Here is a 12,478-nt window from a genome sequence, read left to right on the forward strand (position 1 = left end):
GGGGCCCCATAACAAGGGCAAACGCAGATTCGTTTCGGATTCAGTTTTCAGGAATCAAGTTCCTGAAGCATTTACGCTGTAAGTGCCCGTTTGGTGGCGATGGCGGAGGGGTTCCACGCGTACCCATCCCGAACACGACCGTTAAGTCCTCCAGCGCCAATGGTACTTGGACCGAAGGGTCCTGGGAGAGTAGGACGCCGCCAAGCGGACAACCCACACACTTTGTGGTATTTTTTTTGCCCTTATTAGTTAAATAGGTGTATATAGGGCCTTTAGCTCAGCTGGTTAGAGCGCACCTCTGATAAGGGTGAGGTCAGTGGTTCGAGTCCACTAAGGCCCACCATTTTCCCTGATAGCTCAGTTGGTAGAGCACTCGACTGTTAATCGAGTTGTCACAGGTTCGAGTCCTGTTCGGGGAGCCATCTGGAGAGGTGTCCGAGTTTGGCCGAAGGAGCACGATTGGAAATCGTGTAGGCGCCACAAGCGTCTCGAGGGTTCGAATCCCTCTCTCTCCGTTGCGTTACCTCCCTTTAAAGGGTTGTAGGACAGCATTGATAGTAGCATGGCCCGTTGGTCAAGGGGTTAAGACACCTCCCTTTCACGGAGGTAACAGGGGTTCGAATCCCCTACGGGTCATAAGATGGAGGCTTAGCTCAGCTGGGAGAGCATCTGCCTTACAAGCAGAGGGTCGGGGGTTCGATCCCCTCAGCCTCCACCATAAATTCCCCCAAAAAGTGAAGCTAATGCTTCGCTGTGGATTCCGGGTACTTTCCGGGGACCCCAAGGGATAATACTTTTACTGACGCGGGGTGGAGCAGCCCGGTAGCTCGTCGGGCTCATAACCCGAAGGCCGCAGGTTCAAATCCTGCCCCCGCAATACATCCCCAAAAAGTGAAGAAATGCTTTGTAGCATATTCCGATTACTTTCCGGGGACCCCAAAATCTTTATCCTGGAACCGTGGTGTAGTTGGCCTAACATGCCTGCCTGTCACGCAGGAGATCGCGGGTTCGAATCCCGTCGGTTCCGCCATCTTTATTGCTTCTGGTATGAAGGTAACGGGAATTGAGCATCCTATATCTCGAAGTATAGAGTACCATCCGATTCCGTAGCATTTGCTAATTATTATTATTGGGGATTAGCCAAGCGGTAAGGCAACGGACTTTGACTCCGTCATGCATAGGTTCAAATCCTATATCCCCAGCCATTATGTTTTCTTTGAGAGCCATTAGCTCAGTTGGTAGAGCACCTGACTTTTAATCAGGGTGTCGAAGGTTCGAGTCCTTCATGGCTCACCATTTTCTTACAAGGTATGCGCGTGTGGCGGAATGGCAGACGCACCAGACTTAGGATCTGGCGTTTCACGACGTGGGGGTTCAAGTCCCTTCACGCGCACCATGTTTATGCGGACGTGGCTCAGCGGTAGAGCATCGCCTTGCCAAGGCGAGGGTCGCGGGTTCGATTCCCGTCGTCCGCTCCATATAGATTGTGCGCCCTTAGCTCAGCTGGATAGAGCGTTTGACTACGAATCAAAAGGTCAGGAGTTCGAATCTCTTAGGGCGCGCCATTTATTCTTATAAGCAGCACGAACCACTGTATTACGGGATGTAGCTCAGCTTGGTAGAGCACCTGGTTTGGGACCAGGGGGTCGCATGTTCAAATCGTGTCATCCCGATTTCATATTTTGCGGGTGTAGTTCAATGGTAGAACTTTAGCCTTCCAAGCTAATAGCGTGGGTTCGATTCCCATCACCCGCTTCACACAAGAGCAAGAACTGCAGTTAATCTGCGGTTCTTGTTTTTTTTGCGTATTTTTTATCCGGACGGACGTGTGCTGGATGACAGCATGAAAGAATGGAATTCTGGTATAGTTGAAGCTACATACATATCTTTTTCACGAATGACAGGAAGCTAAGGAGTAACGAAATGACAGACAAAGTAATCCGGATTTTTAAAATTATCAATGCTATCCAGTCTAACCCGGGAATTACCGCTGCAGATCTTGCCTTCAGATGCGATGTGAATATCAGGACGATATACAGGGATCTGGATGTGATCAGCCATTTTGCGCCGGTTGCGAATGAGGGCAGGGGGACAGGATACCGGTTTCTGGGGAAGTTTTTTCAGTATCCGCTCGATTTTTCTGAACAAGAGGCCTTGGCCTTTTCGATTCTGCCTTCCATGCTGCATGAGGACAAAATCCCTCCGGGTTTTCATACCGCCTATGATAAAGTAATGGGAACCCACCTGAAAGAAAAGTCTAAATCCAACGGCGTGCTGGAGAATATTGCTGACATTATTCAGATGGGAACCCCTGCTTACCGCAAAGAAAGCCGGAATTTTCTGCAGCCGATTATCGGAGCCATCCTGGAGCAGCAGAGTATCCGAACGGTCTACCACTCCCAGGCACGTAATGCTACTACCGAACGCGAGATTGATCCCTATTATCTGATTCCGCGTGACCAGCGATTTTATCTGGTTGGCTACTGTCATCTTAAGCAGGATATCCGCACCTTCCGCATGAGCCGGTTTCAGCAGGTAGAGGTTACCGGTAACACGTTTGACAAGAGCGGGTTTAACATTAAGCATTATCTTAAAAATACCTGGTCCATCGACCGCGGCAGCAAAAATATCCGCTTTAAGGTCCGTTTCTCCCCCGAGGTGGCCCGATACATTAAGGAGGAAGAGCTGTTTGTTCATCCGCGGATGAGTGATGAGCAGGACGGCAGCCTGCTGTTTGAGGTGACCGTCAATAACGCCAAGGAATTTATGAAGTGGATTCTGCAGTATGGCCCGGATGCAGAGATTCTGGAACCGGCGTCAGCCAGACTGGAAATGAAGCAGAAGCTGGAGAGATGGATCAAGATGTACCAGTAGAATAAAAGCACAACTTCCCGAATCAGATCGAATCAGGGAGTTGTGCCGGACAACATAACTATATATGATTTTGTGAAAAAGGATTAGTCAGCCTGAGCAGCTTCCGCCCAAGCAGGCAATCCGAGCCCGGCCGCAATACGCTGCCCAAACTCAGGATCAGCCTTGAAGAAATGACCGATCTGGCGGATTTTGATCTCATCGTATTCTACAGGAGTCATGGCACCTACGATATTCTCTACAAGGCGTCCACGCTCCTCTTCACTAAGCAGGCGGTACAGATCTCCGGCTTGGGTGTAGTGGTCGTTATGATCATAAGCCACACTGTCGGCCTGGCCGGTTACCTGGAATGGAGCAGGCTTATCCTGAGGGGACTCCTTAGCTCCGCCGAAGCTGTTTGGCTCGTAGTAGACAGAACCGCCGCCATTTGGGGTAGCGTTCATCGCACCGTCACGCTGGTTGTTGTTTACTTCAGCAACCGGACGGTTAATTGGCAGCTGGTTGTGGTTAGCTCCTACCCGGTAACGGTGTGCGTCTGCGTAGGCAAACAGGCGGCCCTGGAGCATTTTGTCGGGGGAAGCTTCAATGCCGGGTACGAACGAACCTGGAGAGAAGGTCGCCTGCTCAACTTCCGCAAAATAGTTCTCCGGATTACGGTCAAGCACCATGCGGCCGACTTCGATCAGCGGGTAATCTTTTTGTGACCACACCTTCGTTACATCGAACGGGTCGAACCGGTACGTATCTGCATCCTCCTCCGGCATAATCTGCACACACAGTCTCCATGCCGGGAAATCCCCTTTATCGATCGCGTTGAACAAGTCCTCAGTATGGTAATCCGGGTTCTCTCCGGCCAGCTGTGCCGCCAGTTTGACATCCAGATTTTTAACGCCCTGTTCTGTTTTAAAATGATATTTCACCCACACAGCCTTACCCTCAGCATTAACCCACTTAAACGTATGGCTTCCGAACCCGTGCATATGACGGAGGGTTGCCGGAATCCCGCGGTCGGACATAAGGATCGTAACCTGGTGCAGCGATTCAGGCGATAAGGACCAGAAATCCCAGACGGCGTTCGGATTCTTCAGATGAGTCTGCGGATGGCGCTTCTGGGTATGGATGAAGTCCGGGAACTTAATGGCATCGCGGATAAAGAATACCGGCGTATTGTTGCCGACCAGATCATAATTGCCTTCCTCTGTATAAAATTTAACGGCAAAGCCGCGCGGATCACGAACGGTATCAGCTGAACCGAGCTCACCGGCTACAGTAGAGAAACGGATGAACATTGGCGTGCGCTTGCCGATTTCAGATAAAAAGGCTGCTTTGGTATATTGGGATAAATCCTGTGTAACCTCAAAATACCCATGAGCGCCGGCACCCTTAGCATGTACAACCCGTTCTGGAACACGCTCTCTGTTAAAATGGGCCAGCTTCTCAAGCAGATGAACATCCTGCAGCAAAGTGGGTCCGCGCGAGCCCGCTGTCATTGAATTCTGGTTGTCTCCGACGGGGGCGCCCCAGCTTGTAGTTAGTTTGTTATGGCTTTGACTCATGAATATAATCACCTCGGCATAGGATTTGAAATTAGAATTAGTATAAGTTCTATATTAACAAAAATTTTAGAGAAATCAATCCTTTTTTATAATTATTATAATTAACAATATGCGGGAAAAAGCTGTGATATGAGCTGGTGCGGGCTATTAGCAAAATGCCGGGATGAAAAGGTGGTCATGAGAGAGGGATTTATTTTAACTGCACTTTGTACAGCTAAAACACCTATTTTTCTTCGGAAAAACCAAATAGCTGTATTTAGTGCAATTAAAAAGCCGGGAAAAGGCAAGTTTCCGTAGACACGCTCATTTTAGCTGCACAAAGTACAGTTATATCAATTAAACACTAACTTTCGCTGATTTTAGTTGTACAAAATACAGTTAGGCAGACTAGCGCTGTGGGTGGAATTACGCAAAAGGGATTGGATGCTGATCAAGCTAAGCAGTGCTAAGTACTGACGAAGGGAGTAGTCCATGCAGCACATAAGAAGCAGCAATCTAACATTCCCTGCTCCTAAAAAAGCCTCTATCTGCAGAAGCAGAAAGAGGCCTAATCTTGTTCCGATATCATGGAGCATAGGAGAAGCCGAACAGGCTACTCCTTAATGTACATTCTGCTATAATACTCATCCAGCATCCGTTTGGTGGCGAATTCCTCGCGGGTGGTCTCGATGCTCTTACGCATCATTTTCACCCAGGTATCACGGTTCTCATAGAAGGTCGGGAGCACACGGTTCAGCAGGGTATCGTATAAAGCATCGCTGTCATGCTTGTCGAGCACGGCAAAGTCAGTAGTCTCGAAGCCTTCGCCGATCTGCCAGCCGTTCTCCCCGTCCATGCAGGCTTCCGGCCACCAGCCGTCGAGGATGGAGCAGTTCAGCACGCCGTTCATCGCAGCCTTCATGCCGGAAGTACCGCTGGCTTCCAGCGGACGGCGCGGGTTGTTGAGCCAGATGTCGGAGCCGCGGGTCAGCTGTGCACCGATGGTCATATCATAGTTTTCCAGGAAAACGACGCTTTTCGGATATTTTTTCATCATGGCGACGAGATTGCTCACGATTTTTTTACCGTTGTCATCCAGCGGATGGGCTTTGCCCGAGAAGACGATCTGGATTTTGCCGTCCTTCAGGTAAGGCTCAATGATATCCGGCTGGGAGAAAATAAGGTCACTGCGTTTGTATGGGGCTGCGCGGCGGGAGAAGCCGATCAGCAGGTTGTCGGGATTGAGGGCGATGCCGGAACGTTCCTCGATAAAGCCGATCAACTCATTCTTAATCTCCTTGTGTGCCTCCCACAGGTCTCCGTTTTCCTCATAAGCACGTGTAATCCGCTCATCCACCCAGGTTGGAGTATGGATTGCATTGGTGATGCCGATAATTTCGGATCTGCCGGCGACTTCCTTCCACATTTTGTTGGCCGTATCGGCATGCAGCTGAGCCACACCGTTAGAGATGCGGGACAGGCGCAGGCCGGCTACAGTCATATTGAACGGCTCGCCGCCGATCCGCTCCATCTGTGCACGGGTCAGGCCGTTAAAGGCGCCCATATACTCAAGACGGTCCAGCGGATGGGTTTCATTGCCCTCTTTTATCGGAGTATGGGTGGTGAATACCACTTCTTCGCGCGTAGCCTTCCAGGCTTCCTCAAAGGTGCTGCCGCCGGACATCTTCTCGCGGATCAGCTCAACAGCAGCCAGTGCCGCGTGGCCTTCATTGAAATGGTAGACATCGATTGGAATTTCCAGCGCACGCATCGCTTTTACCCCGCCGATTCCGAGCACGATCTCCTGGGCAATCCGTTCCTCGCCGAACCAGCCGTACAGCTGGCCGGTAATCCAGGCATCGCTGTTCTCCGGAATATCCGTATCAAGCAGGTAGAGCGGGCTGTTGCCGAATTTATCTGTTTTCCATACTTTGCAGACTACATCGGTTTTTCTTACTTTTACGGTAACCTTAACTCCTGTATCTTCAAGGAAATCATAGACATAATTGTGGTATGAGTCATAAGGATTGCCGCTCGCGTCAATCTTTTGGTCGGTATAGCCCTGCTTCCATTTCAGCCCGATCGGGATGATGGGGGCACCGATGTCCTTTGCACCTTTGATGTAATCTCCAGCAAGAATGCCCAGGCCGCCGGCGTACATTTTGAAGTCGGAATGCAGGCCATACTCCATGCTGAAATAAGCGACAGACGGTAATTTGTTCTGGTTCACTTGATAAGCCTCCTAAATACGAATGGGATTAAAATCAGGTGCTGCTGCAGGCTACATCTAAGGTGCAAACGTTTGCTCAAAACTGCAAAAACTTCCCTGGAAGCGATTGCATACTTATTCTAGCACATTTATTCCAAAAAAGCACAGCGAAGTTTTCGTGAAAGGATCTATGCAGCGCTCCATGATACTGAACTGGTGAACTGGAGAGGTCATACAGCAGCTTAATAAAAGAACTCAACGGCTTTAACTATTCAGGCCGTGAAGAAAATAGCCGGAAACCGGTGTAAGCTGCAGCGGCGGTCAGAATAGTTTGATTAACGCGGCCTAAGGCCATAAGATATAGAGATAGAGGTGGCGAGCTGCCTGATCTTGAATGCAGTTCTGTAAAAATAACTAATGGTGGTGTACAAGCTTGAGTATAGTGGTAATCGGCAGCTTAAATATGGATATGGTTGTGCGCACGCAGCGTGCGCCGGAGGCAGGGGAGACGCTGTTCGGGCAGGATTTTGCCCTGTCGCCCGGCGGAAAAGGGGCTAACCAGGCTGTAGCGGCAGCGCGGCTCGGCGCAGAGGTAACGATGATCGGCAGCGTCGGGCGTGACGGGTTCGGCAGTGAGCTGCTGGAAATTATGCGCGGAGAGGGCATTAACACGGAGCATCTTACGCAAAGCGGGAACCTCGGGACCGGAGTTGCTTCGATCGTTGTTGACGGCGAAGGGGAGAACCGGATCATTGTGGTGCCGGGCGCGAATCTTGAGCTTGGTGTAGCGGATATTCAAGCGCTGGAGACAGTAATTGCAGGTGCGGACATGATTGTTATGCAGCTGGAAACGGATCTTGCGATGTGTGAGGAAGCAGCGCGGATAGCAGGCAAGCATCAGATACCGCTGATCCTTAACCCGGCTCCTGCACGGGAGCTGAGCAATGAAATGCTGAGCCATGTCACCTACCTCACTCCGAATGAGACTGAGGCGGGCATCCTTTCCGGCGTTGAAGTGAGCGGTATGGAGTCGGCGGAGCAGGCGGCACGTATTTTGCTGCAAAAAGGGGTGCAGAACGTGATTATTACCCTCGGCTCCAAAGGGGCGCTGATTGTAAATGGAGACGGCAGCGGGCATGTTCACGGATTCCCGGTGAAGGCTGTGGATACAGTGGCAGCGGGGGATTCTTTCAATGGGGCGCTGGCTTATCAGCTGACCTCCGGGAAGCCGCTGGCAGCTGCCGTCCGGTTCGCCAATGCAGTGGGTGCGCTGGCAGTCGGCAGACAGGGGGCAATACCGTCGCTGCCGAAGCTGGCAGAGGTTGAGCGGTTTATCAAGGAAGCTGCGGAAGAAGCGTAAAGGGCTATATTAGAACAGATGTATGGGGGCTGAACATAGATGAGCGGTACAGTAACTGTTAAGAATGTAACACTGGGCGAGGGCATGCCCAAAATATGCGTACCTCTGGTCAGTACCACGCTGGCAGAGCTTGAGGCTGAAGCAGCAGCGTTGAAGGCACTGGCTCCGGATGTGGTGGAGTGGCGGAGTGATTATTTTGCAGAAGTCGAAGATCTTGCTGCTGTTAAGGCTGCACTGGAGCGGATTCAGGGCCTCTTGCCGGACATTCCGCTGATCTTTACGTTCCGCAGTGCGAGGGAAGGCGGAGAGCAGGAGATTTCCGCAGACTATTATGTTCAGCTTAATAAGGCTGCCGCTGAGAGCGGATGGGCCGATATTATTGATGTGGAGCTGTCGGGCGGGGAGCCGCAGGTCCGGGAACTGATTGCTGCGGCGCATGCCTGCGGCGTGTTCGTTATTGTGTCCAACCATGATTTCGGGGGAACACCTTCTGAAGAGGAGATTGTCTCGCGGCTGCGCAGAGCCCAGGAGCTGGGCGGTGATCTGCCAAAGATTGCTGTTATGCCGAATAGTGCGGGTGATGTGCTGACTCTGCTGGCGGCAACTGTCAAAATGCAGGAGCTGTACGCGGACCGTCCGATTATTACGATGTCGATGGGCGGGGAAGGGGTGGTCAGCCGGCTGGCCGGAGAGATTTTTGGATCGGCGCTGACCTTCGGTGCTGCGCATAAGCCGTCAGCCCCGGGGCAGGTTGCAGTTGCAGAGCTGCGCAAGGTGCTGGAGCTGCTGCATAAGAGCTTGTAGGAGCAGACATCAGACATTACCTGTTGAAAAAAGAGGCGTTCCGGCCAATGGCCGGAGCGCCTTTTTGGATGTATGCCCCTGTGCCGCTAAAACGGCAGGAATTACAGTAAAAGTCCTGCAGTTACTGGCTGAGGCGGTGAGTCTGGTGAAAGGATCATCTCGGCAGTTTGTAACTATGCCTGCGAATGCCCTACAATGTAGGCAGATGGATGTCGAATATACGCATATACTGAATGCGTATACGGAAAGGAAGGATGCCCATGACGGAATCCATTCTTATTGTTGAGGATGAGGAAAAAATCGCCCGCCTGCTGCAGATTGAGCTGGAATGCGAGGGGTACCGCGTATCCATCGCCGGCAGCGGCCACCAGGGACTTGAAATATATCAGGAACAGCAGCCGGATCTGCTGCTGCTTGATGTCATGCTGCCCGGGTTCAGCGGAATTGAGCTGCTGCGGCGCATCCGGGTGAGTGATGCGCACACTCCGGTACTGCTGCTGACCGCCAAAAGCTCAGTCGAGGATAAGGTATCCGGACTTGATCTGGGCGCAAATGATTATATTACCAAGCCGTTTCAGATTGAAGAGCTGCTGGCCCGTGTCCGCGCTGCACTCAGGCTGGCATCAAGCCGCAGATCAGCGGAAGCGGAAACGAACACAGACTCCTGGCTGCGGGCAGAGGATCTGGAGCTGAACGAGAACACCCGCGAGGTTGTCCGCGCCGGCCGGAGCGTTGAGCTGACCCCAAGAGAATTCGACCTGCTGGTCTACCTGCTCAAGAACAAGCGCCAGGTGCTGAACAGGGAGCAGATCATGTCAGCCGTCTGGGGCTATGATTATTACGGTGACACCAATTTGGTGGATGTCTATATCCGATATGTCCGTAAAAAGATTGCGCTGGAGAATGAGAGCGAGCTTATCCATACTGTAAGGGGCATCGGCTATGTGCTGAAGGATACTCCATGAAGCTGCGCAGCAAGATCTATCTGTACTCCAGTGTGCTGTTCGCAGTGCTTCTCGTGATCATGAATTTGTTCATTTATACGGTATTCAGCCGGATGCTGACAGAGAATGAGCTGGATCAGGCCGCAGCTGAGACAGCCAAAATCGCCGCTGATATGCGCAGAGCTGCTGGCGGGGTTGCCCCGGCTGAGCTTCTGCGGGCATATGTCCCGGTTGAGGGGATGCTGCGCCTGCTGGGCGAGGGAGGAAGCGGGCCTGCTCCCGTAACCTCGGTCTCGGAGCAGGAGCTCAGCCGGCTTAAGCCGGAATATCATGCGGAGAGGCAGGCCGTAATGCTCAGCGCAGCGGGGCGTTCCTACGCCTCTGTGTCGGTACCGGTTATCTGGACGGACGGAACAGTGATGAATGTGCAGATGACCAAAAGTCTGGAAAGTACGATGGGTACACTCAGGGTACTGCGGATTGTGCTGGCCGGTGCTACGGCTGTTGCACTGATACCGCTGCTGCTGTCGAGCAGGCTGCTGTCCGGCCTGATTATGCGGCCGATTGTCCAGATGACAGCCACCATGCGGGAGATCAAGGACAGCGGGAAGTTCCGCAGGCTGACGCTACAGGACAAGACTAAGGATGAGCTGGTCGAGATGGGGCATACCTTCAACGGAATGATAGCGCTGCTTGAGAGCAATTATCTGAAGCAGGAAAAGTTCGTGTCAGACGCCTCGCATGAGCTGCGCACACCGCTTACGGTCATTGAAAGCTATGCCAGCCTGCTGAAGCGCAGAGGACTGGATCATCCGGAGCTGTTCAATGAATCGGTGGAAGCAATCCATTCCGAAGCAGTCCGGATGAAGGAACTGACGGAGCAGCTGCTCCTGCTGGCAAAGCACCAGGAGCAGTGGGTGCTGTCTATGAAGCTTTTGGATCTGGGTGAGCTGGCCCGGACGTCGGCAAAGGTGTTTCACGATGCTTATGGAAGGGATGTGCTTGTCCGCTCGCAGGGGACAGTCCGGGGATATACCGATGAAGCCAAGCTGCGGCAGCTGCTGTTTATATTTCTGGATAATGCCCGCAAATACAGCGACGAGGGCATCACGGTCACCCTCGAGGCTGCCGGCGGGGCGAGCATTATCGTCATTAAGGACCGGGGAATCGGAATTCCGCCGGAGGAACTGCCAAGAATATTTGACCGGTTCTACAGAGTAGATGCGGCAAGAAGCCGCCAGGGCGGAGGCGCTGGCCTGGGACTGGCGCTGGCCGCAGAGATTGCCGGGGCAATCGGGGCAGAGCTGTCTGTAGACAGTGCTCCGGGCCTCGGAACCTCGGTAACGATCCGGATTTCCGCTGAGAGCAGGGGAACTGTATGAGCATAAAGCGAGTCAACCGAAGCTTAATTTATAAGGTAATCATCATCGCAGCCGCTGTCCTGCTGCTGGCAGCTGCCGGTATATGGTTCTTCCGCAACGAATCAGGGCAGCAGCTTAGCAGGCAGGCTGCAGAACAAAAACTGCTGCAGGTGTACTCCGGAAGCATACAGCAAATGAGCCAGCAGGCCGGGAGCTTCGTGGCAGAGCTGCAAACCAGCCAGGGATTGTATGAGTTGAAGCTGGACGGGGTCACCGGTGATATTATCTCCATCGTGCGGCTGCAGGCGGCTTCCACACCTGCACCTACACCGGAAGCGCAGGCTACTCCCGTGGCCTCCGCAGCTCCTTCGGCATCACCCGCAGCACCTTCACCGTCTCCGGCGCAGCGGGTGGTGTCTGAAGCCGAGGCTGTAAAGCTGGCACTGCAGGAAGTACCGGGAGAGGCAGATGATGTGGATACCGGAATCAATGAAGCCGGGGCATTTTATCTGGTGGAGATTAATACCTCTGACGGCCGTGAAGCGGTGGTCCAGGTTGATGCGATTTCCGGGGCTATCCGCTCTGTAACCTGGGAAGAGCCGGATGATGATAATTGATGATAAGGAATGAGCTGGTTTCTCATCAAATTCTAATCTTGCTGCCGCTGTTCTCTCATATTGATGGCTTATATTAAATACATGAGCAGGCCAGATAAAACATAGGAGGCGGCAAAGATGAAAAAACAGTTACTCAGCAGTGTAGCAGCAGCAGCCATTATTCTCGGGGGGACTTACGGCATCAATGAAATCCGGAGCGGAACGGCAGCAGCGGCACCGGCGGTGCAGCAGAGCCAGAGCAAGACGCTGATCGGTATAGCCAAAGCCGAGGCGATTGCCCTTAAATCAGCACCCGGCCAGGTGGAGAGTATTGATCTGGAAAAGAAACTGAGCGGAACCTACTACGAAGTCGATATCCGGCAGACAAACAAGGAGGTTGATGTCCGGGTTGATGCTTATACCGGTAAGGTGTTGAGTGTACGTCAGGATACGGACAACGATGATGACTACGATGACGATAACTACTTGTCAGATGCTGCAGCATCAGCCTCCGGCACACAGCTCATTACTGCAGCCAAGGCGTCAGAAGCGGCCTTGGCCGCAGTGAAGGGCAAGGTAACGGATGTAGACCTTGACCGCGATAACGGAACGGCTGTCTATGAGGTGGAAATCAGAAACGGGCGGATTTCAACAGAGGTCGGAGTCGATGCTTATACCGGCAAGGTACTGTATAAAGATGTAGACTCCGATGACGATGATGACGATAACGATGGATATGATGATTAAATCAGCATGAAAGAGGCAGCCGGAAACCGGCTGCCTCTTTCATGTGTGTAT

General features: G+C 52.4%; 9 protein-coding genes, 14 tRNA genes and 1 rRNA gene. 22 read left to right on the forward strand and 2 right to left on the reverse strand.

The annotated features are described in order from the left end of the window. The first annotated feature begins 89 nt into the window (after window positions 1-89). From rrf to R70331_RS03660, 16 genes are all read left to right on the forward strand, one after another. Window positions 90-206: ribosomal RNA gene (gene rrf / locus R70331_RS03585) — 5S ribosomal RNA — on the forward strand. 60 nt (window positions 207-266) lie between these two features. Beyond that, window positions 267-343, forward strand: a tRNA-Ile gene (locus R70331_RS03590). Window positions 344-346: 3 nt separating this feature from the next. Next, a tRNA-Asn gene (locus R70331_RS03595) sits at window positions 347-422 on the forward strand. A 3-nt stretch (window positions 423-425) separates the two neighbouring features. Further along, window positions 426-515: transfer RNA gene (locus R70331_RS03600), tRNA-Ser, on the forward strand. A gap of 49 nt (window positions 516-564) precedes the next feature. After that, window positions 565-636 (forward strand) — tRNA-Glu (locus tag R70331_RS03605). A 6-nt stretch (window positions 637-642) separates the two neighbouring features. Beyond that, window positions 643-718: transfer RNA gene (locus R70331_RS03610), tRNA-Val, on the forward strand. An 85-nt stretch (window positions 719-803) separates the two neighbouring features. Then, window positions 804-877: transfer RNA gene (locus R70331_RS03615), tRNA-Met, on the forward strand. A 75-nt stretch (window positions 878-952) separates the two neighbouring features. After that, window positions 953-1,030: transfer RNA gene (locus tag R70331_RS03620), tRNA-Asp, on the forward strand. A 100-nt stretch (window positions 1,031-1,130) separates the two neighbouring features. Next, a tRNA-Gln gene (locus R70331_RS03625) sits at window positions 1,131-1,205 on the forward strand. A 15-nt stretch (window positions 1,206-1,220) separates the two neighbouring features. Beyond that, window positions 1,221-1,296 (forward strand) — tRNA-Lys (locus R70331_RS03630). A gap of 16 nt (window positions 1,297-1,312) precedes the next feature. Beyond that, a tRNA-Leu gene (locus tag R70331_RS03635) sits at window positions 1,313-1,396 on the forward strand. 7 nt (window positions 1,397-1,403) lie between these two features. Then, window positions 1,404-1,478: transfer RNA gene (locus R70331_RS03640), tRNA-Gly, on the forward strand. Window positions 1,479-1,488: 10 nt separating this feature from the next. Continuing rightward, window positions 1,489-1,565, forward strand: a tRNA-Arg gene (locus R70331_RS03645). Window positions 1,566-1,599: 34 nt separating this feature from the next. Continuing rightward, window positions 1,600-1,673: transfer RNA gene (locus R70331_RS03650), tRNA-Pro, on the forward strand. Between the two features lie 11 nt (window positions 1,674-1,684). Next, window positions 1,685-1,755, forward strand: a tRNA-Gly gene (locus tag R70331_RS03655). 168 nt (window positions 1,756-1,923) lie between these two features. Continuing rightward, window positions 1,924-2,874: a helix-turn-helix transcriptional regulator gene (locus tag R70331_RS03660; protein ID WP_042172943.1), complete on the forward strand. Its 951-nt coding sequence runs from the start codon at window positions 1,924-1,926 to the stop codon at window positions 2,872-2,874. Between the two features lie 83 nt (window positions 2,875-2,957). On the opposite strand, the gene katA is transcribed toward R70331_RS03660, so the two are convergent. Together katA and glgP are read right to left on the reverse strand one after the other, a co-directional pair. After that, window positions 2,958-4,427 carry a catalase KatA gene (katA, locus tag R70331_RS03665; protein ID WP_042172945.1) on the reverse strand — a complete coding sequence of 490 codons (1,470 nt, stop codon included), beginning with the start codon at window positions 4,425-4,427 and terminating at the stop codon, window positions 2,958-2,960. A gap of 592 nt (window positions 4,428-5,019) precedes the next feature. Continuing rightward, a complete protein-coding gene (gene glgP, locus R70331_RS03670) occupies window positions 5,020-6,636 on the reverse strand; it encodes an alpha-glucan family phosphorylase (protein WP_042172947.1) in 1,617 nt (538 codons plus the stop codon). Window positions 6,637-7,057: 421 nt separating this feature from the next. On the opposite strand from glgP, the gene rbsK reads away from it, so the two are divergent. The 6 genes from rbsK (at window position 7,058) to R70331_RS03700 (ending at window position 12,427) form a co-directional block, all read left to right on the forward strand. Continuing rightward, on the forward strand, window positions 7,058-7,975 hold the full coding sequence (gene rbsK, locus R70331_RS03675; protein ID WP_231576484.1) for a ribokinase: 918 nt from the start codon (window positions 7,058-7,060) through the stop codon (window positions 7,973-7,975). Window positions 7,976-8,014: 39 nt separating this feature from the next. Beyond that, on the forward strand, window positions 8,015-8,779 hold the full coding sequence (gene aroD, locus R70331_RS03680; protein WP_042172948.1) for a type I 3-dehydroquinate dehydratase: 765 nt from the start codon (window positions 8,015-8,017) through the stop codon (window positions 8,777-8,779). Between the two features lie 260 nt (window positions 8,780-9,039). Beyond that, a complete protein-coding gene (locus R70331_RS03685) occupies window positions 9,040-9,744 on the forward strand; it encodes a response regulator transcription factor (RefSeq protein WP_042172949.1) in 705 nt (234 codons plus the stop codon). Beyond that, the gene (locus R70331_RS03690; RefSeq protein WP_042172950.1) at window positions 9,741-11,105 is read left to right on the forward strand and encodes a HAMP domain-containing sensor histidine kinase; all 1,365 of its coding nucleotides are present in this window, start codon (window positions 9,741-9,743) and stop codon (window positions 11,103-11,105) included. The genes R70331_RS03685 and R70331_RS03690 overlap by 4 nt, the downstream gene beginning before the upstream one ends. Beyond that, window positions 11,102-11,701, forward strand: coding sequence for a PepSY domain-containing protein (locus R70331_RS30280; RefSeq protein ID WP_052418901.1), 600 nt, complete (start codon window positions 11,102-11,104; stop codon window positions 11,699-11,701). Before R70331_RS03690 ends, R70331_RS30280 begins: the two co-directional genes overlap by 4 nt. Window positions 11,702-11,818: 117 nt before the next feature. Then, window positions 11,819-12,427, forward strand: a complete 609-nt coding sequence (locus tag R70331_RS03700) for a PepSY domain-containing protein (RefSeq protein WP_042172951.1) — start codon at window positions 11,819-11,821, stop codon at window positions 12,425-12,427. The last annotated feature ends 51 nt before the right edge of the window (window positions 12,428-12,478 follow it).

Source organism: Paenibacillus sp. FSL R7-0331, from assembly GCF_000758645.1.
GTDB classification, from domain to species: domain Bacteria; phylum Bacillota; class Bacilli; order Paenibacillales; family Paenibacillaceae; genus Paenibacillus_AQ; species Paenibacillus_AQ camerounensis.

What these genes read in the sequence shown, in the direction of transcription:
- katA (WP_042172945.1), bottom strand. Translation starts at nt 4,427, where the DNA reads ATGAGTCAAAGCCATAACAAACTAACTACAAGCTGGGGCGCCCCCGTC.
- R70331_RS03700 (WP_042172951.1), top strand. Translation starts at nt 11,819, where the DNA reads ATGAAAAAACAGTTACTCAGCAGTGTAGCAGCAGCAGCCATTATTCTC.
- R70331_RS03660 (WP_042172943.1), top strand. Translation starts at nt 1,924, where the DNA reads ATGACAGACAAAGTAATCCGGATTTTTAAAATTATCAATGCTATCCAG.
- R70331_RS30280 (WP_052418901.1), top strand. Translation starts at nt 11,102, where the DNA reads ATGAGCATAAAGCGAGTCAACCGAAGCTTAATTTATAAGGTAATCATC.
- R70331_RS03690 (WP_042172950.1), top strand. Translation starts at nt 9,741, where the DNA reads ATGAAGCTGCGCAGCAAGATCTATCTGTACTCCAGTGTGCTGTTCGCA.
- R70331_RS03685 (WP_042172949.1), top strand. Translation starts at nt 9,040, where the DNA reads ATGACGGAATCCATTCTTATTGTTGAGGATGAGGAAAAAATCGCCCGC.
- aroD (WP_042172948.1), top strand. Translation starts at nt 8,015, where the DNA reads ATGAGCGGTACAGTAACTGTTAAGAATGTAACACTGGGCGAGGGCATG.